Annotated in this window: 23 protein-coding genes and 5 pseudogenes; 5 read left to right on the forward strand and 23 right to left on the reverse strand. The window is 56.2% G+C overall.

The window, feature by feature from the left end; translation table 11 throughout:
• Positions 1 to 148 precede the first annotated feature (148 nt).
• The 8 genes and pseudogenes from ACQE3M_RS15690 to ACQE3M_RS15725 all read right to left on the reverse strand — a co-directional run bounded on the left by ACQE3M_RS15690 (position 149) and on the right by ACQE3M_RS15725 (position 9,171).
• Positions 149 to 2,593 (reverse strand): DEAD/DEAH box helicase, encoded by a 2,445-nt coding sequence (locus tag ACQE3M_RS15690; RefSeq protein ID WP_430506467.1) that lies wholly within the window; start codon positions 2,591 to 2,593, stop codon positions 149 to 151.
• 3 nt (positions 2,594 to 2,596) lie between these two features.
• A complete protein-coding gene (locus tag ACQE3M_RS15695) occupies positions 2,597 to 4,036 on the reverse strand; it encodes a ribonuclease H-like domain-containing protein (protein WP_430506468.1) in 1,440 nt (479 codons plus the stop codon).
• A 70-nt stretch (positions 4,037 to 4,106) separates the two neighbouring features.
• Positions 4,107 to 4,949 carry a hypothetical protein gene (locus tag ACQE3M_RS15700; RefSeq protein WP_430506469.1) on the reverse strand — a complete coding sequence of 281 codons (843 nt, stop codon included), beginning with the start codon at positions 4,947 to 4,949 and terminating at the stop codon, positions 4,107 to 4,109.
• Positions 4,950 to 5,153: 204 nt separating this feature from the next.
• Positions 5,154 to 5,663 carry a hypothetical protein gene (locus ACQE3M_RS15705; protein ID WP_430506470.1) on the reverse strand — a complete coding sequence of 170 codons (510 nt, stop codon included), beginning with the start codon at positions 5,661 to 5,663 and terminating at the stop codon, positions 5,154 to 5,156.
• The gene (locus tag ACQE3M_RS15710; RefSeq protein WP_430506471.1) at positions 5,660 to 6,259 is read right to left on the reverse strand and encodes a DUF7437 domain-containing protein; all 600 of its coding nucleotides are present in this window, start codon (positions 6,257 to 6,259) and stop codon (positions 5,660 to 5,662) included. The genes ACQE3M_RS15705 and ACQE3M_RS15710 overlap by 4 nt, the downstream gene beginning before the upstream one ends.
• Before the next feature lie 50 nt (positions 6,260 to 6,309).
• Positions 6,310 to 6,480, reverse strand: a pseudogene (locus ACQE3M_RS15715) (DUF7558 family protein); the annotation flags it as partial.
• 121 nt (positions 6,481 to 6,601) lie between these two features.
• Positions 6,602 to 7,048 carry a universal stress protein gene (locus tag ACQE3M_RS15720; RefSeq protein WP_430506472.1) on the reverse strand — a complete coding sequence of 149 codons (447 nt, stop codon included), beginning with the start codon at positions 7,046 to 7,048 and terminating at the stop codon, positions 6,602 to 6,604.
• A 173-nt stretch (positions 7,049 to 7,221) separates the two neighbouring features.
• Positions 7,222 to 9,171, reverse strand: a complete 1,950-nt coding sequence (locus ACQE3M_RS15725; protein ID WP_430506473.1) for an ABC transporter substrate-binding protein — start codon at positions 9,169 to 9,171, stop codon at positions 7,222 to 7,224.
• A 480-nt stretch (positions 9,172 to 9,651) separates the two neighbouring features.
• Here ACQE3M_RS15725 and ACQE3M_RS15730 point away from each other — a divergent pair, with 480 nt between their 5' ends.
• Genes ACQE3M_RS15730 through ACQE3M_RS15740 form a run of 3 tightly spaced genes read left to right on the forward strand, consistent with a single transcriptional unit; the run spans position 9,652 to position 13,597 of the window.
• Positions 9,652 to 10,644 (forward strand): ABC transporter permease, encoded by a 993-nt coding sequence (locus ACQE3M_RS15730; protein WP_430506474.1) that lies wholly within the window; start codon positions 9,652 to 9,654, stop codon positions 10,642 to 10,644.
• On the forward strand, positions 10,641 to 11,549 hold the full coding sequence (locus tag ACQE3M_RS15735; RefSeq protein WP_430506475.1) for an ABC transporter permease: 909 nt from the start codon (positions 10,641 to 10,643) through the stop codon (positions 11,547 to 11,549). The genes ACQE3M_RS15730 and ACQE3M_RS15735 overlap by 4 nt, the downstream gene beginning before the upstream one ends.
• Complete coding sequence (locus ACQE3M_RS15740) at positions 11,546 to 13,597, forward strand: dipeptide ABC transporter ATP-binding protein (RefSeq protein WP_430506476.1); 2,052 nt, start codon at positions 11,546 to 11,548, stop codon at positions 13,595 to 13,597. Before ACQE3M_RS15735 ends, ACQE3M_RS15740 begins: the two co-directional genes overlap by 4 nt.
• A 7-nt stretch (positions 13,598 to 13,604) precedes the next feature.
• Here ACQE3M_RS15740 and ACQE3M_RS15745 read toward each other — a convergent pair whose 3' ends face one another.
• Positions 13,605 to 14,282 (reverse strand): helix-turn-helix domain-containing protein, encoded by a 678-nt coding sequence (locus tag ACQE3M_RS15745; protein WP_430506477.1) that lies wholly within the window; start codon positions 14,280 to 14,282, stop codon positions 13,605 to 13,607.
• A gap of 368 nt (positions 14,283 to 14,650) precedes the next feature.
• Positions 14,651 to 15,030, reverse strand: a pseudogene (locus ACQE3M_RS15750) (hypothetical protein); the annotation flags it as partial.
• 253 nt (positions 15,031 to 15,283) lie between these two features.
• Between ACQE3M_RS15750 and ACQE3M_RS15755 the strand changes: the two are divergent.
• Positions 15,284 to 16,672: pseudogene (locus ACQE3M_RS15755) on the forward strand (LLM class flavin-dependent oxidoreductase).
• A gap of 285 nt (positions 16,673 to 16,957) precedes the next feature.
• Here the strand turns inward: ACQE3M_RS15755 and ACQE3M_RS15760 are convergent.
• The 3 genes from ACQE3M_RS15760 to ACQE3M_RS15770 all read right to left on the reverse strand — a co-directional run bounded on the left by ACQE3M_RS15760 (position 16,958) and on the right by ACQE3M_RS15770 (position 18,659).
• The gene (locus ACQE3M_RS15760) at positions 16,958 to 17,470 is read right to left on the reverse strand and encodes a PIN domain-containing protein (RefSeq protein ID WP_430506478.1); all 513 of its coding nucleotides are present in this window, start codon (positions 17,468 to 17,470) and stop codon (positions 16,958 to 16,960) included.
• Positions 17,471 to 17,773 carry a hypothetical protein gene (locus tag ACQE3M_RS15765; protein ID WP_430506489.1) on the reverse strand — a complete coding sequence of 101 codons (303 nt, stop codon included), beginning with the start codon at positions 17,771 to 17,773 and terminating at the stop codon, positions 17,471 to 17,473.
• Positions 17,774 to 18,092: 319 nt separating this feature from the next.
• On the reverse strand, positions 18,093 to 18,659 hold the full coding sequence (locus ACQE3M_RS15770) for a hypothetical protein (RefSeq protein WP_430506479.1): 567 nt from the start codon (positions 18,657 to 18,659) through the stop codon (positions 18,093 to 18,095).
• Positions 18,660 to 18,813: 154 nt separating this feature from the next.
• On the opposite strand from ACQE3M_RS15770, the gene ACQE3M_RS15775 reads away from it, so the two are divergent.
• A complete protein-coding gene (locus ACQE3M_RS15775; protein ID WP_430506480.1) occupies positions 18,814 to 20,124 on the forward strand; it encodes an outer membrane protein assembly factor BamB family protein in 1,311 nt (436 codons plus the stop codon).
• Positions 20,125 to 20,300: 176 nt separating this feature from the next.
• On the opposite strand, the gene ACQE3M_RS15780 is transcribed toward ACQE3M_RS15775, so the two are convergent.
• The 10 genes and pseudogenes from ACQE3M_RS15780 to ACQE3M_RS15825 form a co-directional block, all read right to left on the reverse strand.
• On the reverse strand, positions 20,301 to 20,762 hold the full coding sequence (locus tag ACQE3M_RS15780) for a hypothetical protein (protein ID WP_430506481.1): 462 nt from the start codon (positions 20,760 to 20,762) through the stop codon (positions 20,301 to 20,303).
• Between the two features lie 101 nt (positions 20,763 to 20,863).
• The gene (locus ACQE3M_RS15785) at positions 20,864 to 21,184 is read right to left on the reverse strand and encodes a DUF7558 family protein (RefSeq protein ID WP_430506482.1); all 321 of its coding nucleotides are present in this window, start codon (positions 21,182 to 21,184) and stop codon (positions 20,864 to 20,866) included.
• Positions 21,141 to 21,431: a hypothetical protein gene (locus tag ACQE3M_RS15790; protein ID WP_430506483.1), complete on the reverse strand. Its 291-nt coding sequence runs from the start codon at positions 21,429 to 21,431 to the stop codon at positions 21,141 to 21,143. Before ACQE3M_RS15790 ends, ACQE3M_RS15785 begins: the two co-directional genes overlap by 44 nt.
• A 315-nt stretch (positions 21,432 to 21,746) precedes the next feature.
• Positions 21,747 to 22,088 (reverse strand): type II toxin-antitoxin system PemK/MazF family toxin, encoded by a 342-nt coding sequence (locus tag ACQE3M_RS15795; protein ID WP_430506484.1) that lies wholly within the window; start codon positions 22,086 to 22,088, stop codon positions 21,747 to 21,749.
• A complete protein-coding gene (locus ACQE3M_RS15800) occupies positions 22,085 to 22,444 on the reverse strand; it encodes a MarR family transcriptional regulator (RefSeq protein ID WP_430506485.1) in 360 nt (119 codons plus the stop codon). Before ACQE3M_RS15800 ends, ACQE3M_RS15795 begins: the two co-directional genes overlap by 4 nt.
• Before the next feature lie 87 nt (positions 22,445 to 22,531).
• Positions 22,532 to 22,867: a DUF7558 family protein gene (locus ACQE3M_RS15805; protein ID WP_430506486.1), complete on the reverse strand. Its 336-nt coding sequence runs from the start codon at positions 22,865 to 22,867 to the stop codon at positions 22,532 to 22,534.
• Positions 22,867 to 23,157, reverse strand: a complete 291-nt coding sequence (locus ACQE3M_RS15810; RefSeq protein WP_430506487.1) for a hypothetical protein — start codon at positions 23,155 to 23,157, stop codon at positions 22,867 to 22,869. Before ACQE3M_RS15810 ends, ACQE3M_RS15805 begins: the two co-directional genes overlap by 1 nt.
• 73 nt (positions 23,158 to 23,230) lie before the next feature.
• Positions 23,231 to 23,776, reverse strand: a complete 546-nt coding sequence (locus ACQE3M_RS15815; protein WP_430506488.1) for a hypothetical protein — start codon at positions 23,774 to 23,776, stop codon at positions 23,231 to 23,233.
• Positions 23,777 to 23,957: 181 nt separating this feature from the next.
• A pseudogene (locus ACQE3M_RS15820) lies at positions 23,958 to 24,398 on the reverse strand (hypothetical protein).
• A 570-nt stretch (positions 24,399 to 24,968) separates the two neighbouring features.
• A pseudogene (locus tag ACQE3M_RS15825) lies at positions 24,969 to 25,039 on the reverse strand (IS6 family transposase); the annotation flags it as partial.

A 25,039-nucleotide genomic window follows, 5' to 3' on the forward strand; every position in this document is an offset into this window, starting at 1 on the left:
CCACATCTCTTAGTTCTCGTCATAGATTTCGACATCTTGGTCTGGATCGAAGTACCGTGGCCGGTGTTCATGAGCGAAGGTGAGTAGCTCTCTATGCATGCGTTGGTGATTGACTGGTGATAAAAAAGTGTAGTGGGCTGCCAGAGACTCAGGTTGATTGGTTGGAAATGCTCTTTACCTGTTCCAGCGCCTTCTCGAGCAACCCCACAGAGGCTGGCCGGTGGAGCGGTTCGTTCTGATTTCCACATTGACTACTCATCAGGCAAGCTGGACAGCCGACATCACGACCGCAGTCACAGCTATCGATCCGCTCAAGCGTCCGCTGAGCAACCGCCTCAAAGTTCTCGTAGATGCTGTGGGAGAACCCGACACCGCCCTCAACAGCGTCGTGGATGAACCAAACCGGGCTATCGACCTCGGGATGGCGAAGAGTAGACAGACCACCCATGTCGCTGTTGTCCAGACGGAGTTCCAAGGGAGCCATTTTGATCATTCCGTGTTCGCCTCCGTGGAGCCCACCAGCCATGGTGAACCTTTCTTTGCCCATGGAGGAGAACTCAGACTTCTCGGTTGGCCGAATATAGGACTCTACTGGAATCTCTCGCAGAACTTGATCGACTGCCTCGTCTGGGAACGCGATCCACATAAGCTGCGTTCGAATCGAAATCGGATCAAGGTCAATAGGCACCATAGCCTCGACCATCTCGCCGGAATGGATGTTCATCACGTTGTAGGCGCTATAGTTGATGTGAACCGTCCCCATTCCGCCACAGAGCTGATAGCCGTTCCCGAGATCGTAGGATCGTTCGACTTCCAAGTCGGTGATCTGCTTATCGTTGATCGCCTGAGTGTAGTTTGGCGAGTGTGACTCCTCGACAGTCACATACGGACGGATTCGATCTTCTACGACTTCCTGAACCTCGTATTGGTCGCCATCATGCAGGACTAGGGCACCAGGGTAGAACTCCCGATAGACCCGTTCCTTATCGAGGGGTTCCATGTCGATTTCGCCGTCTAGTTGACGGACCTCGTATTGCTCGTCAGTAGTGGCGTACATCGAGATGTCACTCTGGGGCCGAGCGGATCCGTTGTACTGCGCACCACGGTCCAGGTCACCCACCATCTGTCCAGCCGCTTGCCACATGTCGATGGTCCGAGCCAGCCGATCCTCTGACCCGAACCACTTCGTGTCGGACTGCGTTATCGGCCGTTCAGACGCAGCACAGAGAATGTGCTTGGCATAGACAGGGTTGTTCGAGAGGTCGACGACGGCATCCTCGACGTTCTCTTCGAGGACGTATTCTGGATTGTTCAGGATGTACTGGTCGATAGCATCGGACTGTGTCACGAACACGGAAAGGGAGTCGGTCGTGCCACGACCCGCACGCCCGATGCGTTGCCAGAAGGACTGCCGAGTCCCGGGATACCCCGCAAGTACTGTGGCGTCCATGGACCCGATGTCGATCCCCAGCTCCAGTGCACTCGTGGAAATGACTCCATCGAGATCGTTACTGCCGAGCTGATTTTCCACGGAACGGCGTTTTCGTTTGCTAAGCCCAGCGTGATAGGGCTCGATATTGACGTACTTGCCTTCGGGGTGGTCTCGAGCAGCGTTCGTTGCGCGCTTCACACCGATTTCCGTACCCTGACGCGAGTCGGTGAACATCAGTGTCTGAACGTCGTTTTTCGCTAGATGGACGAGTGCCCCCGCGGCTTCATCGTCGGCGTTCCGTCGCATCGAGGGGATAATCTCGTCTTCTCCCAGTCCATCGACGGCGCCATCTGTCTCTTGAAGTGGTGGCTCCCAGAACGCGATCTCCCGGCGGCCGTGTGGACTCCCGTCCTCATCGATCACTTCGAAGTCGGCCCCAGTCAGCAGTTCAGAGTGTTCACGTGGGTTCCCAATGGTGGCTGTCGAGCAGACGAGCTGGGGATCTGACCCATGGTGTTCCAGCAGTCGGCGGAGTCGACGAATAACCCACGAGACATGCATCCCGTGAACACCTGTATATGTGTGACACTCGTCGACGGCCACGAGCTCACAGTTCTGGAAGGCATCTCGCCATTTCATGTGGGAGTCCAGATACTGGTTAATTCCCGCGAAATTGGAGATGACGACGTCGACGCGGTCTCTGATGAGTTTCTTCCGATCATCCTTCGTATCGCCGTCGTACGTCTCGGCGAGAGCGTCGATTCCGAGCTTGTCGAAGAGGTCGTTGATCGTTCGTTCCTGGTCTGCGCTGAGTGCCTTCGTTGGGTAAAGGAACAGTGCACGGGCGTCCGGGTTCTGCAGCTTCCGGAGGCAGAAGTAGAGCGTATAGATCCACGTCTTCCCGGAGGACGTGGATGTGGAGACTGTCACGTTGTTGTCCGCTTGTAACTCCTGGATCGCCGCTGCCTGATGGCTGTAGAGGTCGTGATCGAGCTTCTCTGCGAGCGCATCCGGAAGCACTTCGGTAGCTGGGACCCTTTCTGCTGCCTTCGACGGGTCTGCGATCGTATCGGCAAGCTGGCCTTCGTAGTCCGGGAACGTCTCTTCGAGCGCTTCGGTGTTCAGGATCGTATCGAGTGTTGAGGTGTTGCTATCGCTCATTGGTTAGAAGTCGCTGAGTGTTCCTTGAGATGTGGAGTCGTCCGTCGTCGAACCCGATCCACTATTATTCACCGTCATTCGGTGTGTGGCTGTTCCAACCTGTTCGTAGATGTGGGCGAGTGCACGGACGTCGTCCTCACAGTATCGCTTGTGGCGTTCCCAATCTAACTCAGTCGCTGCACACGGGTTTGCTGCATATCGTTGGAACAGCCGGCCAACTTCGGCACCAGTTAATCCCGTGTCTAGTGGGTCCCATCCGAGTGCAGTTGCCACATCTTCCAGCTTGTTCGTCAGCCCTGGAAGGGCCGCATTGTTCTCTCTAACTGCCCAATCGTAGAGGTCGAACCGATGTGTACTCGTCCAAAAGTCGAGGTACTGTGGACAGTGCTCTGCGATGTGTTCTTCGATCACCGGGAAGTCAAACTTCCAGCCGTTGTAGGCGACTATGGGCCGATTGCCTCCGAACTCTGAGAGCCAAGACAGGAACGCCTCCAGTGCGACGTCCGGTTTTTCCGGGTCGGTTTCGATGAACGGCATATAGCGGTCATCCTGAGAGGGTACATAGACACCGATGAGCCAGATGATCGTCGGGTTGAGGCCATCCGTCTCGATGTCGATGAAGATCGGATCCTTCTCCGGGAGACTTGCTCCTGGGGCTTTCCGTACCTCGTCTTGTTCGGTTACCTGTGCAGATTCGATAGCGGTTCTGGCGGTCTTCTGGCCAAGCCCAGAAAGCTTTGAAACCTCATGCACCGAGGACGATCCGAGTGCTTGACGGGATTGAATCCCGGCCTCCCGCAGCGTCTCTGCTCGCGATCGCCCGATTTGATCGACTGCCTGAAGACCAAATTTGCCCAGTTCTCTGGTTTTCCCCCCAACGATACCATCCTCTTGGAGTTCGAAATGAGCGACGCCTGCTCCACTCGCCCCCTGCTGTTTGTTTGCCCCAGGCATCACGCCTTGAACGTCAATCCCGTCCCACTCCGCGCGGTACTCGGGATTTGCTTCGATGGTGAGGTGCGTAAAGTCGTCAAGGGCACCGTGTTCCACGAAGGGAGTTCGATACTCTTCCAAGCCATCGAGCTGGGCTTCCAAGTGGATCAGATCGACAGAGACACTCAATTGGTCGGTGAGGATGTAGCATTCTGGGCGAGTCTCTGGTGTCCCGGTTTGGGTTAGCTGGATGGTTTCCTCAAGAGCGCTCGGCGTAGCGGCCCAGATCAGGCGTGTGTCGTCGTCCTTTGTGATCTGGGTGGCTCGCCTATCTGCGAGGGGTTGCGTCATCACCTCCACGGAATCATCAACTGTGTCGGTGAGGAACCGCTGGTGAACTTGACTCGGAGTAAACACTACCTCTGAATCGAAATAATGGATGATGTCCCGGAGTTGATTCCTCTCGCACCGACCAATCGTCGGTCCAGGTAAGACTGTAAGTCCGATCATGAACGAGACTCCTGTGGCTGCTCTGCCCCTTGCGTTCCTCGGGGAATTGTGATTGATCTCTTCATCGGAGTCACCCGCGCTGCTCTCCTTTTGCGAGTGCAAGGTCACACCGTGAGCGGAAGCGACAGCTGGCACACTGCTTCCAGTGATTCGCACCGTCTGGGTTATCGCCACCATCTCGCCAGAATGCTGCGTATGCTCTGAGCTGCTTGCCTCGTTCACTATCCCGTTCGTACGAAATGGGATGCCGCCGGATATGTGGGTGAAGCGTGGACCTCTCGTCGAGCTTCACGGAGATCTCATCACCGTCCTCAGCAGCAAGCAAGAGCTGTGCCCTGCTTACCTCAACGGCGTCGAACTTCGACTGCGGGTATTTGAGATAGCGAATCGAGAGGTCCGAGACATCGAATCCAATTCGATCTAGCAGGTTACCGTGACACCACAGCAAGAACTCTTCGTTCGGGAAGAGTCGCTCTGTGTACGCTTCTTTCGTCACTCCTCGAACGAGTGTCAATTGCGATGGCTGGCTGTCCACGAACCGAAGGAACATCGGGCGACCCACCAAAACCATGTTCACCAGCTCGTACGCGAGTGGGGGATAGAGGAGCGAGACGTCTCGCGATTGTATATCATTCCAAACATCCTCAAGCGTATATTCATCATCACTTGATGCCGTAGTTTCAGCTAGCTCACCATGTTGTTCCCGCCCCCGAACGAGGCGCTTCGGGAGTGATTCATCGTCCCACCCCTGTGCCCGCTGAAACTGTGCTTTCTGCTCGCAGTAGTGCTGTGTATCAAGCAAACTCAGCGGGATAATTCGATCTGTGTCTTCATCCGTTAGTGAGTCAAGCAGCGATAACTGTTTCCGAGCGATTTTCGAGGGCGCTGTTCTGTGTCCCTGGCTCCCAGCCATGTCAGATAGTACACGACCATACCTCATAGGGTTCCCCATTTTTCGAAATCGGCTCCCCTCTTGCGATTATGGTAAGCAAAATGACTATTCATTTAAATGGGCCCAAGGGGATGCCAGTATCGTCGGCGAACACGATAACACGCGAACGGGCGAGCGGTATCTCCTCGGTGATCTCGATGCTCATGACCTCGACCCTGAATAGCATCAGCTGTCGCCGGCGATCAGGTCTTCGATGAACCGGAAGCCGTTCACGTACGTCACCGAGTCCCCGTTCCCTTCACTCGCGAGCACGGTTTCGGCCCCCTCGCCGGCCGCGATATCCGTCGTGTAGATGTACACGCTAGTCGCCGACCCCGAACTGAGATGCTGGGCGGCGAGGGCCGCGAGTGCGGCGTCGGCCCGCTCGACCTCGCCGGCGGGTCGGTCGTCGGCGTTCGCGATGTACCGCTGGACGCCGTCCATCACCCGCGAGACGACCGGTTCGGAGAACTCGAGCGGCGCCGCAACCGTCGCCCAGCCCTCGTCGATCGCGGTGTCGATGGGTGGCGCCTCGACGTCGGGGTCGTCGACGGTCAGCTCCTCGTACACCGGTTCAGGGAGGACGAAGGCGATGTCGTTTCGGCGAGCGAACCGCCGAACGGCCTGGGACCGACTGTTCGACGGCTGTCCCATCGCGACGAACAGGCCGGTGTAGGCGATGTGGAGCCGGCTCACGCGTCGTCAGCCGCATCGCCGTTGTCGATATCCAACTCGTCGAGTCCTGCCCCTGCCTCCTCGATGTCATAGTGTTCCTGGACGACGGGCCGGAGCGCCTGGAGGATCATCTCCGCAGCCAGCGCCGAGATGTCGAGATCCTCCGCCATCAGCCGATGGGTCACCTCGCCGCGTTCACGGGCGACCGCGTAGGTAAGCGCCGTTGCGAGGCCGGCGACGCCGTGGCGGTCGATGTGCGTGTCGATGTCGGCGTCCGTCTCGCGCCGGCCGACGGCGTCGATGAGCGCCGGCGTGATCGTATACTCGCGGTCGCCCGCGGCGGTCGTCACGGTCAGGTCGATCTCCCGGGCGGCGTACCGGCGGGGCTGCTCGTCGTCGGTGACATCGACGACGCCGGCATCGGCGAGTCGGTTGACGTAACTGTAGGCGGTTCCCTGAGCAAGCTCGAGGTCGTCCATCACGTCCTGGACGGTCGCCTCCTCCTCCCGAGCGAGGTACGCGTACAGCTGGGCCAGCTGTGGCTCCTCGAGGAGATCGGCGACCGAGAGGAAGTCCTGGACGATGTCGCCGTCGGCGCGGTTTGAGGTGCGTGACACGATTCGTTCTTGATTACAGTTTACAGCGAATCAGTAAAGAGTGTTTGGGGTCACTCCGCCGGCGTCGCGACGAGATGTTCCTCGAGGTGGCGCGTCCAGTACGTCGCGAGCCCGCCCGGACTGCAGCGGGCGCACAGCTGCAACGGGCCTTCCAGATGCCCGAGTTCGACCCGGAACCGGGTCAGTGCTGCGAGCGTGTCGACGACTAGTCCAAAGCTGTCACGAGTGTGAGTTTCAGGAATACAATCCGATACTGTGGATACTAATGACATATTAGACAGCGATTTTATGAAGATGCTGCGCAAAAATGTAATAGGGCGCCTTGCCAAACTCTGTCAATCGTTAATCTGACACCGTGGTTACGACGGGATGCTCGGCCTCCAATAACACTTGTTGGGTCGTACTTCCGAAAATTGCCTTTCCAACAGGAGTCCGCCGTTTAGACCCCAACACGATAAACCGTGGTTCAACATGGTCAGCTTCAGCGAGAATCTTATCGGCTGGATTCCCGACGCGTCCGCGTGTTTCAACACGGTTTCGGTCGTACTCGTCTAATGATTCGTTGATTACCTTCCGTGCAATATCCGCACCACTCTGTTCTTTCTGATTTATCGATATTTGGTTGAAGTCCGGAATGGAATTGAGCGCTTGCTTGTGTTCGTCGAAGTCCTCCTGTGGAATCACGTGAATGGCGAGCAAGTCTTCATCGTACGCTTCTGCTAGATCGTATGCCGTGGGGGCGACAGCTTGGGAATGGTCGCCCTCGCCGACAGCTGTGAGTATTGTCATGGATTGTCTCGTGCGGAACTCCAGTATCGAAGACGGTCGAACACCGAATCAACGCTTCCCCGATAAGTCCCAATAAGTATCGGCGTTTATCAGGTGGACGAGTGAGTGAAATCACTCCTCGGGGTGGCACAATACGAACGGAACGGGGACTGGATAGGCCTTAATCCCGTTAGCTAATTCGAGAAGTCTGGCTGGTCGAGATCAGTCCGTCGCTTGTACGTATTCCCATCCTGAATGCGCTCGACGAACGCCCCCCATGCCTCGCCGTTGGGGTAGTGGAGGGTATTGTTGTTCCATGTGTATCCTGCTTTCTCAAGGATGGTTCGCGCTTTATCGGTGTCGTAATCGTAGCTTTCGACGTCGGAATTGTACCATTTCGTGTGAAGCGGTGAAGCAGGATTCTGGCCTTCAGCAACGGTCGCTCGGCCGCCGAGAACACCGTCGACAAAGCCCTCGTTATCGATCGAATACGCGAGCGCTTTCCGGAACTCCTTGTCGCGAATCACTGGGACGAGGAAATTCAGCTTCGTGTCCAGCGGGGCGAAGTTCTCGACAGTGAACTGCTCGACTGACGAGGATTCCGTGGCACGCTCAGCTTGGCTGATCGAGAGCGTCCCGTCGATAGCATCGATTGTGCCGCTGTTGATCGCCCCGATCATAGCGTCGGTGTTGCCGACGTTGGACCAAATAACCTCATCGACTCCGTCACCGCTCACGAAGGCATCGCCGAGCACCTCGGAGCGGAATTCCTCGTTCCACTTCCAGTTGTTCTCCCACTTCTCGACGCGGAATCTCGATCCCTGACTCCAACTACCGAACTGGAATGGACCCGTCCCAATCGGCGGGTCTGGGGTGTGCTGGGAGGGTGTATCGACGTCTTTCCAGCGATGCTCAGGGATGATGACGCTGTTGACGGCGCTATGTGAAACGAACGTCGGGTTGGGATTCTTGAGATTGAATCGGATCACCCCACCACCGCTTTCGGAGACGACTTCTGCGCTTTCGATTGGGTCGTAGAAGAGGGTCTGATTGATTGCGCTGTGTTCTTTGTAGTAATCGACGGTGAATTTGACGTCGCTGGGTGTGAATGCCTCTCCATCGTGCCACTGAACACCCTCCCGGAGTTCGAAATCAATCGTCGTGTCGTCGACGAACTCCCAATCGGTTGCGAGTGACGGGACCAACTGGAGGTCCGGCCCCACGTCAAGGAGCCCGGAGTAGATGTACCGGAGCGTGAAGTCCTCGGGTCCACCACTACCCCACGGGAGATTGATAGAGTCCATCGTGGTTGTGGTCCCTTTCACGTAACTCGTCTCGTCGCCACGCGGCTGAAGGTTGGGTTCGGACCACGGAATTGTGTCTCGTGTTGGTCCGTTTCCTGGCATGTTCACATACCCTTCGAACTTCTCCGTGTTTGCGGCCGTGACGAGGTCCGGGAAGAAGGGAATAATGCCAGCGACGTCTTCGGAGAAGATTGCCTGCGCTTCTTTGATTAACTCGATGCGTCGCTCCTCATTCCCCGTAGTCGTAGACTGTTCGCTGAGCACCTCTTGCATGCGCGGGTGCCACCACTTCTCGTAGAACGACGAGCTACCCTGGTGTTTGCGCATCAACAGCGCCACTGGACTGACCGCACGAACAGGGTCGGGCCCGTGGATACTCATCGAAATTACGGCTTCGAGACCAGCTGGAGCCCAACTCTCCGCGTATAACTGGTTGAGAGGTCGGTTGTTCAGGCTCGTCGAGGCGCCCAGTTGATTGAGCCCTTCCTGAACCATGAACGCGTACTGTTGCATCCATGGACTAACTTCACGAGAGTATTCCATCGAGATATTGGCGACTTCTGCGGCCGCACTCGCGGTATGGTTGATCGGTGGTCCCTGTTCCAGCTGATCGTCACTGACGTGTGGCCAATCATTTCGCCAGTACTGTGCTTGGACTTCAGCGGGAACGCCATCCGGAACCTCAGCATTCGGGGAGGACTCGTCACCCGAGCAACCTGCAAGGGCACCCATCCCCCCAACGCTGGCGGCCGTGATGCCCTTCAGGTACGTTCGGCGAGACTGCGTATTTGGTTCGGTTCTGTTCTGCTCGGCCACATTAGGCCTGTCATCATCTCCCATGACACCCTATCTTAACCTCTATATAGTCATTAACATTCCTTCGATTAAGCACGGTTCTCATCATTCTTTATATAGTGGTGCCAGATCCCTACCGGAATGTCAGACCAATCGTTCCAGAGAAGAGGAGAATACAGATTGTCAAAAACTGCTACGTATAATCCGGCCGAAAATAGTGGTAATTGAAGAAATCTAACGTCCCATCCCCTTGTTCACACCTCAGCTCGTCCCAGCTCGAGTATCTGTGGTGTCGTCAACGAGGCTGAAACTACTCTGACATCGATTGCGGATGAATTCATACGGTCATTTAGTGGTGAAACCAATAACAGAGTTGCCCCCCTATTTAAAAAACAGTGATATTCGGTCCCATTCGTAGTGGGATTGATACACACAGCATCGTAATAGTTGGAACGCAATGGTACAGAAACCGCCATATGAGTCTTTACCGCTGAATCGAGGGGGTAACGATCCCGTGGTTGAGCGATGAGTGCCTTCAGACGATTCCTGCTGAAACGGATCGCGATCTCCATCGGATTGGTACTCGTGGCGACGTCCGTGATTTTCTTCGTCCTGCGAATGCTCCCGGGGAGCCCGTTTACTATGCTATTCACGTCGGGGAACATCGGCCCGGAAAAACAGCAAGAAATTCTCGAATTGTACGGCCTGACCGAGCCGCTCTGGAAACAGTACCTTCTATACGTTAAAAATATGCTGACGCTTCAGTTCGGGTACTCCATTCAGAGCAGTGCGAGTGTGTGGTCAATCATTGGGCCCAAGCTACTGAACACGTTGATCCTTCTCGTACCGGCGCTCGTAACGACTGCTATCCTAAGCAGTGCTGCGGGTATGTACGCGGGCTGGAATCGTGGGTCGAAATTCGAGAAGACCAGCATCGTCGTGTCGACATTCTTCCGCTCGACCCCGATTTTCATCAGTGGCCTCCTGTTTCTGATATTGTTCGCGTACACGCTTGATATCTTCCCGCCATTCGGGATGCGAAGCGTCACAGCAGCTCCCACGGGGCTTGCTGACACGTATCTCTCCACTGACTTTCTGTATCACTACATGCTCCCGTTCAGTACGGCAGTGTTGTACTACAGTGGCGACTTTCTGTTGTTGGCCCGAAACGGTGTGGTCGAAAAGAAAGGGTCAGAGTTCCTTCAACTCCACAAGGCAAAGGGACTGACAGAATTCGAGCAACTCGCACGGGCGGGCCGGAACACAATGTTGCCGCTGTTGACCTACTTCGCGCTCCGGCTTGGCATGATCTTCCAAGGCCTCATTCTGCTGGAGGTCGTGTTTGGATGGCCAGGCATCGGTCAGGAGCTCGTTAATGCGATCGCACAGCAGGACTACCCGCTCGTACAGGCGTCCGTATTTATCATGGCCCTCGCTGTGATTGTGATGAATTTGGTTGCGGACATCATGTACGCCTACTTCGACCCGAACGTAAACGCCAGTGGTGGTAGCGTATGAGCATCACAAACCTTTCCCTCAATGATACCGTCGACCGCCGTCTCGAACAGGTTAAAAAACAATTCAATCATCTCCGCCAAGACGGGTTAGCCGCCGGCGGCTTGGTGATTTTGGCCGGATTCTTCTTCTTGGGGGTTTTCGGCCCTATGTTAGCTCCCCACTCGCCGGTTAATTACCAGGTGACAAATGCCCAAGGTGAGATTCTTCGGCTTAGTCCGCCGAGCACCGCTGCGCCACTAGGGACAACCTCGTTCGGCCAAGACGTCCTCAGTCAGTTCCTCGTCGGTGCCCGTCCGACACTGATTGTCGGTCTGCTCGGCGGCGTCGGGACTGCCGTGCTCGGGTTCCTCGTCGGACTCACGAGTGGCTACTTCGGTGGCTACGTGGACGAGATTCTGATGCGGTTCACTGATCTGACGTACTCGCTCCCGCTCCTGCCGATGGCGCTCCTCATCCTCACGTTCGTCGAGCCGAACATCTTCCTCATCACACTGATCATAATGCTCTTCCTCTGGAAGATACCCGCTCGAGTCGTTCGCTCCGAAGTGCTAACTGTCAAAGAGCGGACATTCGTCAAGTCTGCTCGGGCGAGCGGCGCCAGCAATCTGCGGACGATGTTCGTCCATGTCGCACCGAACGTCCTCTCGATTGGTGTGCTGTACACTGCCTACGGGATTGCGTGGTCGATCGCAGTTCAGGCGAGCCTGGCGTTCTTGGGTTTCGGTGACCCAACGACGACGAGTTGGGGGATGATGCTCCGGGCTGTGTTCACGTCCGGCGCAATACGGGATGCTTGGTGGTGGGTTCTCCCGCCAGCATTCGGTATCGCATCCGTAACGACCGCTGTTTTCCTCGTCGGTCGGTCGTATGAGGAAATAACCAACCCTGAGATTCAAAACCAATGACATTACTCAACGTCGAAGACATGAAGGTAACGTACGAGACTGCGGACTCCAAAGTCCACGCCGTCAACGGTGTCTCCTTTGACATCGAAAACGGCAGCAATTACGGCCTCGTGGGCGAAAGCGGGTCGGGGAAATCCACCATCGCACAGGCCATCCTGAACCTGTTACCTGACAACGGGCAAGTTGAGGCAGGATCGATCGAGTTCGAGGGCGAGGACCTCACTCAGATGTCCGAGTCAGAACGGCGCAACCTCCTCTGGGAAGAAATCGCATACATCCCACAGAGTGCGATGGACGCGCTGGATCCGGTAATGACGACAGGAGACCAAATCAAGCAGGCAATCCAGAAACACCGGAAAGTTTCGGACAGTAAGGCTGAGGAACGCGTCAAAGAACTATTCGAGCTCGTCGAACTTGACCCATCCCGAATAGACGAGTACCCACACGAGTTTTCCGGTGGAATGCGACAACGCGTGACGATTGCCATGGCACTCGCGTTGGACCCATCGTTAATTATTGCAGACGAGCCGACAACTGGGCTTGACGTTATCGTCCAGGACCGAATCATTCAGAAGATCAACGACATCCAAGAGGAGATTGATGCCTCGCTGCTCCTCGTTACCCATGATATCGGTGTTATTGCTGAGACTTGCGAGGAGCTCTCTGTCCTGTACGGAGGGAAGGTAATGGAACAGGGTAACGTCGATAATATTCTGACGAATCCAACGAATCCGTACACAATGGGGCTGAAAAGCTCCTTCCCGGAGTTAGAGGATTCGAACAGTACACCTGTTGCCATCCCAGGGTCTCCCCCTGACCTTAACGCAGAACCGACAGGTTGTACTTTCAAAGACCGGTGCCCGTTCGCGGAGCCGGAGTGCGAAGAGTCAGTTCCGCCACTCGAAGACATCCCTAATCGTAACCAGCGTTCTGCATGCCACTTTGTCAATAAGGCTGCCGCGATGCGGGAGGAGTCTACGGACCCAGAAACGTGGGGGATCCAGCAGACGTCGGACGAAAAAGACCGCGGCAGAAAAGTTGTAGAAGCTGAAAACTTGGAGAAACATTACGCACTCAATCAGGGGATCATTGAGGGGCTAAAGCAGACTCCGCCTGACACAGTGAAAGCTGTTGACGGGGTTTCGTTCTCTGTCCACGAATCGGAGATTTTCGGTATTGCCGGTGAAAGTGGATGTGGGAAGTCGACCCTCGGGGAGACGGTCGCGCTCCTCGAAGAACCTACTGGCGGGAAAATGTGGTTCGACGGCAAAGATGTCGCCGAGTATCAGGACAACATCCAATCATTCCGTAAGCAGGTCCAGATAATTTTCCAGGACCCCTTCGATTCGCTCAATCCCCGGCTTACCGTCCGCCAGTTAGTCGAAGAGCCGCTGGTAATTCACGACTACGACGTCGAAGGTCGCGAGCAGAAGGTCAAGGAAACGCTAGAACGCGTCGGACTTGAACCGGCGTCAAAGTTCCTCTCCCAGTATCCACACGAACTCTCAGGCGGCCAGCGACAGCGTGTCGCTATTGCCAGGGCCCTCATTCTCGATCCAAAACTACTGGTCTGTGACGAGCCTGCATCGATGCTCGACGTCTCGTTGAAAGTCAACCTCCTGAACCTATTACGTGAGCTCTCCGAGGAAGAAAATATTAGCATTATCTACATTTCGCATGACTTGGCTAGCCTGGCTCACGTCTCGGACCGCCTAGGCATCATGTATCTCGGCCGATTCGTGGAAATGGGTGAGACTGACCGAATCATTTCTAACCCGAAACATCCGTACACGTCATCGTTGCTTGAGGCCTCACCCGAGAAAGACCCCTCGATTAGCAGAGAGCGGGTTCTCTTGGACGGTGAGCCACCAGACCCAATCGACCTCGCCGCCGGGTGTAAGTTCGCCGAGCGCTGTCCGAAAGCCCAACCGGAGTGTTTCGAGACAGAGCCCGAGATCAATGAAGTCGAATCCGAGGGCCAATCGGCAGCGTGTTATTTCCCAGTTGAGAAAGAGCGATTACATTCGAACCTGAAACAAGAGTTATAGAGGGGGACTACTCAAAGAGCGCCTCGAGAAGAGCATTTTCAGCGTTCCGAAGTCGTTGACTAAACGTCGACTGCGCGACGCCAAGCTCTTCACCGACTTCATTAGCCGTTATCTGTCGGGGGCTCTCGAAGTATCCCAGATCAAACGCCGTTTCGAGGGTTTCGACCTGTTTGTCAGTTAGCTCACTCAGGATGCTACTCATCCGTTGTGCGGTGTTGAGCGTACCTCCGAGATCGGACACTTGAGTGACTTCCAAGAGTTCAAAGCTGCCCATCTTGTCATCGATTTCATCGCCTAGTTGTTGGAAGTCATCCCAGTCGTCGACGCTTACGACAACGTGTAGTGATTCATCCTTGAGTGTGATTTTGTTCGGAACAGCCTTGTTCCGCAGTAGAAGATTGAGGATAAATGGATACGCTTCAAGGGAGAACACCATGAGTTGCGTTCGGTTTGTGTTCGTTGTCTTATCGGTATTTTGCCGTTGATGGAAGAGAACCGTGCCTTGAATTTCCTGAAATATGGCATCGAAGTTGTATTCCTCATCGGTCGAAACGGTGAGCGAAAGATACCACTTGTCTTGTTCTACAAAGAAGGCATCATCGAGCGTGATACTTTGACTGTCGATGGCCCAGCCTAACTGCTTCAGCGTCCCCGTTGGTTGTGTTTGGAATCCAATACGAAGCAATTTAGATTACGTAAGAAATGGTCGAGCACACAGTAATAAAAGATGGCATTTAGTTCACTGGAGATAAAGTCCGGAGGATTTCATACAAATATTCTTACATGTGGTTACACTAACGGCGTCCCACGAAGTCTATCAAAAAACCGTAGGTTGGGACAGCTACGAAGCGGGAATCGATGTTCCCCTGAATTGAGGACTGTTCGTGATCGGCATTCGTATCGTGTGAAGATCGGGACCAGCCATAATGGGTCACGCAACGCCTATGGTCGCGCGTTGCACACCCCCCGGCGTGCACGAGAAATAGCGTTTTCGTGCGCACATCAGAATGCAGAGCGTTCTGGAGACGCTGACATCAGCCAAGGCGGCCAGTATCAGTCCGGTCGGGGGTCGCGATAGCCGATGACTGCGACGTCGTCGATGAACAGGACGCCCTTCGTGAAGTCGAGGTTGGTCAGGCTGTGCTGGTAGAGGTTATCCGCCCGAGATAGTTCACCGGCACCACCAGACAGCCGAACTCGATCTTTGGCCGGCTGTCCTTCTGGGTGCGGTACCCTTTCTGGAACTTGAGGAGGTCGTCGCTGATGGTCTTCCGCTCGCTTTTCTCGACCTCGATGGCGATGCGGGCGTCGTCGTCATAGAGGTCGACGCTATACTTAAACCCCTGATGAGACCAGAGCTTGCAGCTCGGGTTGTAGCCTCCAGCAGCGTCCCCCTCATACTCGTACTGCGAGAGCCTATCGGCGTTCGCCGCGATACTAATTAGAATGTATATGTTATAAGAGAGCCAACAAAAGTCAGTTGACCCTTATTAACGGAAACCCGACCAACTGAGATACCGGTTGTTTCTACCACTCTCGACGAATAACACCCGTTATTGCGGGTTATTTAGGGTATATTGGTTTGCAGTCGGAACTAACTATCGCGGAGACGTCGAACGATAGCACGCATCTAGATCGCGTATCAGTTTCCCAACGTCAGCCGCAGCTTTCCTAGGAGAGGCCCCGATGAGCGACGATCACATCCGTCTCAACGGGTTCTCGATGTTCTGCCCGATCCACTTGTCTCCCGGTCTCTGGAAACACCCTGACGACGAGTCCCATCGTCACACCGACTTGGATTACTGGGTTGAACTCGCACAGACCCTCGAGGAGGGAAAATTCGATTCCCTCTTCCTCGCGGATATCCATGGAACCTACAACGTCTACGACGGCGACCGAGACGCGGCGCTCCGCCATGCCGTCCAGTCCCCTGTCTACGATCCACTGACGCTCCTACCAGCTCTCTCACGTGAGACCGACGACCTTGGTCTCGCGACGACCCTCTCTACTACCCACGTGGAACCCTTCATGGCGGCAAAGAAACTGTCGACCTTGGACCAGCTCACCGATGGGCGGGTCGCCTGAAACATCGTCACCTCGTATCTGGAAGACGCGGCCCTCAATTTGGGCCTCGATGAGCGGATCGAACACGACGAACGCTACGACCGGGCAGAAGAGTACATGGAAGTTATCTACAAGCTGCTGGAGGCGAGCTGGGAAGACGACGCCGTCCCCCGCGACCCCGAAACTGACACCTATGCGGACCCGGACAAGGTACACGAAATCCACCACGACGGAGAATACTTTTCCGTTCCGGGCCCTCACGTCAGTGCCCCCTCCCCCCAGCGAACACCGGTCCTGTATCAGGCCGGTCAGTCGGATCGGGGCCGAGAGTTCGCTGCCCGGCATGCAGAAGCGGTGTTCACTTTCCAGCCGACCGTGGACACGGCCAGTTCCTACGTGGAAGACATCCGCGAGCGTGCCCAGGGATACGGTCGCTCACCCGACGAGATTGCTGTCGTCACCGCGCTTACTCCGGTTGTTGGAGAGACGGAAGAAGCAGCTCAACAGAAATACGAGGAACTCGAGGAGCACGTCAGTATTGAGGGCGCATTGGCCCTCGCTGGTGGGTGGACCGACATCGACTTCGCCGATCTGGAGCCGGACGACCACGTCGAGCGGATCGACTCCGATGCCATCCAAGGCTTCGTCGATGGCTTCACGAAAGCTGATCCGGACCGAGAATGGACGGTCCGCGAACTGGCGGAGTTCGTGGGCTTTGGCGGCATCGGATTCCCCGTCGTCGGGACCCCCGAGCAGATTGCCGACGAACTGGAACGATGGGTCGACGAAGGGAAGGTCGACGGTTTCAACATCTGTGAAGCCGTCCGACCGGGGACACTAGAGGACTTCGTCGAACATGTAGTCCCAGTTCTCCAAGAGCGTGGCCTCCATCGCGAAGAGTATACCGGCGACACGCTTCGGGAGAACATCTCCGATGACGGCTCGCCCCGACTCCCCGCGGATCATCCCGGTCGTGAAATTGCCGAGAGCTTCCCGTGGATGGATAGTTGAGGAGGGGTGAACAGACCTGAAAAGCGGCCATATACTAAATATCAAACCGTGACACTCTCCGCCAGCTGAGGGCGGCGGAATTCCCAGCACTGGTGGGATATCACGGTTTGCAGCCTCTCACCTCTGCTCAAGGTTGGAATCCTCGGAAAAGGTCGTGTAGGCCGACTGTTGGCTGTGCCAACTGGTCGGTACTCCTCTTCTTAGTACTTCGGTGGGTGTCGACTATCTCGGCAGTGTACGCCCCTTGTATCACTCCAGACGGGGAAAAACCGGACGACCCCGATATCAGGATTCCTCGAGCAACGACTGAGCCCGCTGCACGTAGCTGTTCGCGCCCCAGCTGCGAGCGTCGCTGATCTCGTCGAGCAGTCGCCGAGCATCGGCCGCTGACAACTGCTCGGTCCGAACGAGGACCGAGAGCAGGGTCGGCGTCGTGGCGAGCCGGGTATCGGCGAGCGACGCATGAATCAGACCGAGCTGGTTGAAGTCGTCACACAGCAACAGGGATGCGTCGAGGTCGTTCGCGAGGGTGACTGCAGCATTCTCCCCATCGTCGAGTGGGAACTCGGCGTCGAGGTCGACCGCCCGTGTGGCAAGCGCGTCAGTTCGGTCGAGGACAGCGGTTGCCGCACGTCCGTGCACGTCCTCGTAGGAGGCGATCTCCTGGAGTTCCTCGATGACCGCCGTCGGGACGATGACCTCGTAGCGGGACAGACAGAGCCCAAGTGGGTCGGGATCGTCGCCAGCGACGATCCCGAGACTCACGAGGGCGGAGGCGTCTGCGACGAGCCGGGACATCTATGCGTCGGCGACCTCGTCGATGAACTCCTCGTCCAGCTGCTGTTTCAGCACGCGCAGGTTCGCCGCTTCCTCGGCGCCGAGGAGCGCTTTGAGTTGCTCAACGGAGATCTCGTCGTCATAGTAGGCGGCCGCGATTTCCTGCGTGATCGCGTCGTCGTGGGCTGCCTCCTGGAGATACTCCCGGAGTGCGGTCACGAGGATGTCCGTCCGATCCTCCCCGAGGACGTCCGCGAGCGCGTCGGCGCGGTCGACGAGCCGGTGGGGCGCCCGAAACTGGACGCGTTTCTTCTCGCTACCCATCATGTGTACAGTGTGAGCCATCGCACTTAGCTTTTGTCGTGTGTACGATGTGAGCCTCGTGAGGAGCTGGTCGGCTCACACGCGTTTGCAGGCGATCACCTACTATGAGGCGTCTCGTAGTTACGGAACTGCTAAACAGTAGTCAGAAATACGGTTTCTTTATTCAGAAATGTCGTGAAATAGCCACCATACTTTGACTGCGTATTGACCGAATCAGTGTTGAGCTATTTTCAGCCCGGTCTGCGTGAACTCTCTGTTAAAACGAGCTTGCGTTGTGAACAATGTAACATGCAATCTGGTAAACAGAAGTACTCCTCCGTTATGTCGGGTTCCTCGCGAAACCGAGGAGGAGAACTGGAAGGCCGACTAGAGCGCACACGATCAGATACATAACCATCCAAATACTCCATATCCCCACCAGAGCCGAACTGATACCAACAATTATCAACGGAACTCCGAGGAGAACAACTCCCCATTCCATTCGGTCGGCCTCTAGCATATCCCCTGCTGGGAACCAAGTGAGAAGCGTTGCGGGAGGAAGTAGCGTCTGCCACTCATTAATGAAGACGCGTAATGGCGGTATCACTGATGCCAAGGTCCAACCGCTCGCGATAATAGCGCCGAGCGTGACAGCTGCGCCGATCCCGAGACCAATACCATGAGGGGAATAAGAAGACTGCTTACGGAGTGTAAGAAGATACTGCCAGACGGCGGTCGTGACATACACGAGACCAACGACGCTCAGAAATGGGATCACAGTCAGGAGATACCACCCTCGTGGGAGAAAATCGTGTTTGACGAGCGTGGGAAGACTCCAAGCAGACGTTAGGAATAGGAGTCCAAAGATCGTTAGTATACCTTGACTTATTTTCTTCCGGTGACTCATGTTAGCCAACAAAATCTTTTGTTGTAAGTGTCTTTGGGGCAAATAATCGGTAATTGAACCTCCTAAACTGATCGATCTCAAAGTCGACCCCATCTCTTACATTGTATATGAGAGCGGGAGAAGATACTTTTGTGAATAGAGTAATTTTACTATCGTGAATCGCCGTCAGATCCTCGCAAGTGCTGGAGGAGCCCTTTTCTTTTCGATTCCCGGATGTCTACGGTCTGGTCAACTCCGAGAGGATAACGATCTTCCCGATGAATTCACTAATGAGGAATATTTGCACGGATTTACTCCCGGGGCTTTATGGTCGGTTTCCGGGAACGACGTTGAGCGTTCAGCTCACAATAAGCAGACAACACTTCCGAGTGGGGATGTCGATGCTGCGTGGCTTCGCTGGTTTGAGAACGGGCCAACTCGACCTATAACTGATGATCAGTATCTGTATGTCGGGGATTCTGATGCCAAAAACTCCGCCATAACAGCTCTCGAAGCAAAAACCGGGACTCGTGAGTGGACAGAAACCGTTGCACCACTTGATTTATCGGAGGACGATGAGGGAGATCTCCGTTCCCAAGTAGCTGGTTTAGCCTACCGTGGTGAGGGGTTGTATGTGACGATTAACTACCGAAATGACCGTGGGTATGAAGGTCAATTAATTGCCCTCACGACGGATGGGGATGTTCGTTGGCGAGAGCAACTCCCGGCGGGGGTTGTCACAGCACGGAGCCGGGGTGTTCTCGTCACTGACGATCATCTCGTAGTTCCACTGTCCGACCCAAATTCGTCTGAGGGTGGAGTGGTTGTCTACGATCACGATGGTGAACAGCAATGGAGGTACGCATTACAGGACGACGAGGACGTAAGCGACGCCCCCTGCATAGCAACTGGTGCAGTATTTCTCCCAAGCGACTCCGGGCGTATTACTGCGATAGAGATAGATGATGGGTCAACACGGTGGGAGGCCCAAGTCGTAAAAGACGACCCGAAGGAGACAGGAATTCGAATACAGGACCCCCTGTCTGCTGACGAGGATCGTGTGTATGTGCCGGGTGTCGACGATACTCTGTACGTAGTTTCAACAACTGATGGGTCGGTTCAGTGGAAACGCCCCGGGACGGAAACAAATGTAGAAATCGCGGTTATGGATGACACAATTTACCTTCAGGATGCGAACGGAGGGATCACCGCTGTCAATGCGGATGACGGAACCGACCGATGGAAATCGGAACACGTAGTCAGGTTTGGAATCGTAGCCACCAATAATCGGATCATCGGTACAGACTCAAAGCGTACTATCGCTCTGAATTCGTCTGGTGAACTCCAGTGGGAATTTCGTATACAGAAGGGGGAAGCTCCGGGTGATGCAGGGTACGTCATGAACCCCTATCCTATTGTGGCCCACGATATGGTGTACGTCCGGCTTGCAGATGGACGAATCTATGCAATAGGGGCAAGAGGATAGCTGTATCAGTTGGATCCATGATTTGAACTTTTCCGGAAATTCAGTAGTCCGGACGTTATATTACCTGTATTGACCGATCCGGATTTGGCCTGTATTCACTATGATCTGATTGAACTACCCACGAGAATGAAACTGCGAATTGAGAAATTTGAGAGAAATATTCTCGAACGAAGTTCTCACTCACAAGGGATAGACTCCAAGATGTTGTCACCACTCTTTCGTTCGGCAGTGTCCGCAGTAACAGTGTAAACAGCCTCTGAGCTTGAATCCGCTTCCGAACGGTTGGTTGAAAACCAGTAGGGATGAGTCACCTCGACGAACACCTTCTCGGCAGTCCGTTTGGTCACAGTCGCCTGTTTACTCGCCGTGGTTGGAGTCGTCCCCCAATCGTTGAGACAGGTCGCGTTCGATAGGTGGTCTTTTAGATATTTTTCTTCAGCATTTAGCGCCCGTTCTTTTGCCTCCTCGTCAGTTACTATAGATGGCGCAAGAGTCGATTCTGGTGATTCGGTAGTTGCCGGTGTCTTCGCCGACCCGCGATTTTCGCTGGTTGTCTGAGAAGTGAATCCTTCACTCGTACAGCCAGCGAGTCCAGCCAGCACAGATATCATTCCGAGGATGATATGGCGACGGTGCATATCTTAAGCTCCCCCGTCTACGGTAAGTGCTTTCCCTGTACTGACCGATTCGGGAGGGCCAGTTTCGTCATCCACACTGAATAAAGAAATTGTATTTCCAGCTACTGTGAAGGGCTGGTCGGAGTTACAGCGAACATAGAGGTGGAACGAGCCGTCGAAGTAACCCGGCCCCATCCGGAATGGGAGGGGCCTCGCGACCACGTCGACGAGGAGGTCCTGCCGTCGCAGGCGTGATGATCGTCAGGATCCGGGTCCACCAGGATATCGCAGTCGACACAGATCGGATGAGTGACCCGCTCGGCTTCTTGGTATGGGGCTCGCCAGTCTCGATACCAGGCGGGGAATCGCAGAAGGCATAGCCAGTGAGCGTCTGCTGCCTCACTCGCAGTCCGCGTCGGAGTCGAGACCGGTCGTCCAGCCACGGTGGAAGACGGCCAACTGAGTGATCGAGTCGAACGCCGTGCCGCTCGGCTCGTGCACGAGGACTCGGGACTCGGGAACTGGTGTGACGACGTTCGCGTCGACGAGCTCGCTGACCAAGTTCTGTGCCGTCACGTCGTCGACGTCCCCTGTGTCGACGCCGGCGGCGTCGCGATCTTGGGCGAGCAGGTCTTTCTCGAACTGTTTGTAGTCGGCACTCGTGTTATCGTGCGGATCGGGACTAGACATGGTGAGTCACGCAGCGCACGCTATCGCGCGCTGCACGCCTCCCGGCGTGCACGAGAAACAGCGTTCTCGTGCGCACACCAGAACGCTCCGCGTTCTGGGGACGCCAATAAACAACTCATGGCGTACAGATTCGGCCCTCTTTGGATCACCCGGCCGCCAGGATTCACTCACTCGAGGAGTCGGGCGGTGGGTGGGGCGAGGGAGTGGATCCAACCCCAGCGTTAACTAACACCGTGTCGGTATCAGAGGCCACATGTCGACGGTATCGTCGTCGGTCTGGATGACGTGCTTTTGGAACGGGACGGTGAGAGATTCTCAGGAGGAGATGTAGCCGATCGACTGGTTCGCCACATCCTCGGTGCGTTCGTCAACGAGCGAGGTGAGATAGTGGTCGACGTCCGCAGAACTGGTGAGCGTCGCGATCGACCACGGGAGAACGTGGCTTCGTTCCCCTAGTGGGTCGCCCTCGTAGTCGTCGTCTCGGAGCGTGAGCGACTCCTCGTGATAGGTCTTCGTGGAGATGAGGGCCGTGATGAGTTGCACGCCGTGGGTTGAAAATCGAGGAGTCCCCAGCACGAGCGTCGGGCGCCCTTTCTCCGAGAGCGGGTCGCTCGCCCAGACGATGTCGCCGCGCTCTAGGTCTTCGAACGCCGTCACTGAACATCCTCCATCTCGTCAGTCTGGAGGTCCTCGAGCCGCTCTTCACCGTACTGTTCGTCTGCCGTCTCGTGGTGACGGTGGAGCCGGTAGGCCGACTGGAGTCGTTCCTTGTCGTCCGTGATCGCCCAGTACGGGCGCTTGTGTCGCACTAGTCCCCGTTCCTTCAGGCGCGAGAGGATCGCGCTGACAGCGTCGGTCTCCAGTCCAAGTCGCTCCGCGATCGTCGCGGCCTTCCACGCCCGGTCATCGTGCTCATCGAGGAACACCACGATCCGCTCGGTGTCGTTGCGCTCCTCGAACTTGTCGGGATCGACGTTCTCGAACTCCTCGATATCGATGGTGCCACTCGACATAGACTAGTGTTTGGACTGTTGGGACATAGTTGTTTGGTATGTTTGTTACTTTGGGGAGAAAATTCCCGCATCTAGAGCGGGATGGAATCACTCTCTCGATGTTGCGACGAAATGCGCCTCGAGGTGGCGCGTCCAGTACGTCGCGAGGCCACCTGGACTGCAGCGGGCGCACAACTGCAGCGGGCCCTCCAGGTGCCCCAGTTCGACCCGGAACCGGGTGAGCGCTGCGAGCGTGTCGACGACCAGCCCACAGCCGTCACAGGCGACGTGATCGCGCTCGTCGGGATCCGGCTCCGTCTGGATCGCGCAGTCGACGCAGATCGGGTGGGTGACTCGCTCGTCCTGGCCCCAGGTGTGGGCCTCGCCAGTCTCGGTACCGGGCGGCGCGTCGCAGAATGCACAGCCGACGAGGGTTTGCTGCATCACTCGTCCTCCGCGTCGGCGTCGCGGCCGGCCGTCCAGCCACGATGGAAGACGGCCAGCTGTGTCGTCGAGTCGAACGTGGTGCCGCTCGGCTCGTGAACCAGAACTTGGTCCTCGGGAACCAGCGTGACGACGTCCGCGTCGACGAGGTCGCTGACCAGGCGTTGGGCCGTCGTGTCGTCGACGTCCGCCGTATCGGCGCTGGTGGCGTCACGGTCCTGGGCGAGCTGTTCCTTCTCGAACCGTTCGTAGTCGCTACTCGTGTCGTCGTACGGATCGGGACCCGGCATGGTGAGTCACGCAGCGCTCATGGTCGCGCGCTGCACGCCTTCCGGCGCCGACAAACAGTCAGGAGTGACAGCGTCAGTCCGGTCGCGGATCGCGATAGCCGATGACGGCGACGTCGTCGATGAACAGGACGCTCTTCATGAAGTCGAGCTTGGTCAGGCTGTGCTGGTAGAGGTTATGCCGACCTAGGTAGTTTACTGGCACCACCAGACAGCCGAACTCGATCTTTGGCCGACCGTCCTTCTGGGTGCGGTACCCCTTCTGGAACTTGAGGAGGTCGTCGCTGACGTTCTTCCGCTCGCTCTTCTCGACCTCGATAGCGATGCGGGCGTCGGCGTCGTAGAGGTCGACGCTGTAGTTAAAGCCCTGATGCGACCAGAGCTTGCAGTTCGGGTTGAAGCCGCCGGCGGCATCCCCTTCGTACTCGTACTGCGAGAGGCCGTCGGCGATAGCGGCATCGAACCCGCCGACCTCCGTGTGTTTCGTCGAGCCGTCGAAGACGCTCGCCGGGACGGCCTCGACGGCCGACCGAATCGACGCCAACGAATCATCCAGAAACGCCTCGGACGAGGTTTGGGTACGACGCTCGCTCAGTTTGGTGACCTCCTCGACGACGACCATACTCGCTCTCGAGGAGTAGCGGCCCGATAAAACCCGTCGCGACGGCCGTTCGAGCCGACCGGCCGCCAGGATACACTCACTCGAGGAGTCGGGCGGAGGGTGGGGCGGGGAAGTGGATCCAGCCGCAGTATTAACCAACACTGTGCCGGTACCAACCGGGAATGTTGGTTAAGGCTAGCCGCTACGGCGTTTGGAGTTCTCGAACTGGCTTCACGACGAAGGTGTCTAGCTCGCTGGCTGCTCCTTCACCCGACCGCTCCGCCGGCGTCGAGGCCGACCGCGTGAGCTGAGTGATGAGCTCGTCGCGAACGGGTCGTCGCAGGACGGTGGTCTCGTGCCAGCCCAGCCGGTCATCGAAGTGCCGCTTCTGGAACTGCCCGCCGACGTCGTCGGCTGCGACGTACTGCGTCCGCGTCGACCGCCCGACCTACCGGGAGATGAAGACGGCGCCCACGGTCTCGTGCGTGAGCTCGACGAGATCACACTCCACGAGTGCGACGACCGACGCGTGATCCCGGTCGGTCGGAACCGTCATCTCGAAGTCCCCCCACGGCGCCTCATCGTCGATGGTAGTTCCTGCGTGATGTGCTGTCCGTGTCTTGCTGCGTCGTTCCGAAGCCATCGTCTATCGGGGGCACGTGATGCGCCCCGCCACCCCCTCGTGAGGGCGACAGACACCACCGAAACGTACACGCTCAGCCTACGATCCACATCTGATACTTTCTTGATTTCACTCTCTGTGTGACGGCCCCTCGATCTGAGAGAGCCGGCGGCCTTCGCACACCGCATATCGCCTCTATCTTTGGACGAAAACGGCGATATGCAAGGCGAAATAACGCCCTCAAATTGCAGAAGAACCGCGTCGGGCTGATTTGAGGGCGTAGAAAGCACCTCGACGATCTCAGAGATAATGCTGTGATTTCAGAAATTGCTCGACGGCGGGGTAAAGAAGGTGATCTCGGCCGTATCTGGATTCCTTAAGGTCGCTGCTTCACCTACTCTGATTCCCTCGAGGTCCTCCTTCTCGGCACTTCGGATCGTGGAATACCCGATTCTCTCGATTCCGACCGTGTCAGTCGCTGAAAATTGCTCGACAGAAGTTCAGAAGAACCTGATTCTAGTCCAAATATAATTTCCTGTAATCTGAGAAAAAATCGGCTCTGATAAAACCTTCTGGACGTACAGATAGTGTTCAGATAAGCTGATTCCATGCGAAAGCGAACGCTTGCAACCAGTTTTCGACGGTCTCTGCTCTGGCATGGC

It is taken from the genome of Halosubterraneus shenae, assembly GCF_050510935.1.
Classification (GTDB): Archaea; Halobacteriota; Halobacteria; order Halobacteriales; family Haloferacaceae; genus JBDGPU01.

Coding starts and splice junctions, on each gene's coding strand:
- ACQE3M_RS15690 (WP_430506467.1), bottom strand. CDS start 2,593: ATGAGCGATAGCAACACCTCAACACTCGATACGATCCTGAACACCGAA.
- ACQE3M_RS15695 (WP_430506468.1), bottom strand. CDS start 4,036: ATGATCGGACTTACAGTCTTACCTGGACCGACGATTGGTCGGTGCGAG.
- ACQE3M_RS15700 (WP_430506469.1), bottom strand. CDS start 4,949: ATGGCTGGGAGCCAGGGACACAGAACAGCGCCCTCGAAAATCGCTCGG.
- ACQE3M_RS15720 (WP_430506472.1), bottom strand. CDS start 7,048: ATGACAATACTCACAGCTGTCGGCGAGGGCGACCATTCCCAAGCTGTC.
- ACQE3M_RS15725 (WP_430506473.1), bottom strand. CDS start 9,171: ATGGGAGATGATGACAGGCCTAATGTGGCCGAGCAGAACAGAACCGAA.
- ACQE3M_RS15730 (WP_430506474.1), top strand. CDS start 9,652: ATGAGTGCCTTCAGACGATTCCTGCTGAAACGGATCGCGATCTCCATC.
- ACQE3M_RS15735 (WP_430506475.1), top strand. CDS start 10,641: ATGAGCATCACAAACCTTTCCCTCAATGATACCGTCGACCGCCGTCTC.
- ACQE3M_RS15740 (WP_430506476.1), top strand. CDS start 11,546: ATGACATTACTCAACGTCGAAGACATGAAGGTAACGTACGAGACTGCG.
- ACQE3M_RS15760 (WP_430506478.1), bottom strand. CDS start 17,470: ATGTCCCGGCTCGTCGCAGACGCCTCCGCCCTCGTGAGTCTCGGGATC.
- ACQE3M_RS15765 (WP_430506489.1), bottom strand. CDS start 17,773: ATGGGTAGCGAGAAGAAACGCGTCCAGTTTCGGGCGCCCCACCGGCTC.
- ACQE3M_RS15770 (WP_430506479.1), bottom strand. CDS start 18,659: ATGAGTCACCGGAAGAAAATAAGTCAAGGTATACTAACGATCTTTGGA.
- ACQE3M_RS15780 (WP_430506481.1), bottom strand. CDS start 20,762: ATGCACCGTCGCCATATCATCCTCGGAATGATATCTGTGCTGGCTGGA.
- ACQE3M_RS15790 (WP_430506483.1), bottom strand. CDS start 21,431: ATGTCTAGTCCCGATCCGCACGATAACACGAGTGCCGACTACAAACAG.
- ACQE3M_RS15800 (WP_430506485.1), bottom strand. CDS start 22,444: ATGTCGAGTGGCACCATCGATATCGAGGAGTTCGAGAACGTCGATCCC.
- ACQE3M_RS15805 (WP_430506486.1), bottom strand. CDS start 22,867: ATGCAGCAAACCCTCGTCGGCTGTGCATTCTGCGACGCGCCGCCCGGT.
- ACQE3M_RS15810 (WP_430506487.1), bottom strand. CDS start 23,157: ATGCCGGGTCCCGATCCGTACGACGACACGAGTAGCGACTACGAACGG.
- ACQE3M_RS15815 (WP_430506488.1), bottom strand. CDS start 23,776: ATGGTCGTCGTCGAGGAGGTCACCAAACTGAGCGAGCGTCGTACCCAA.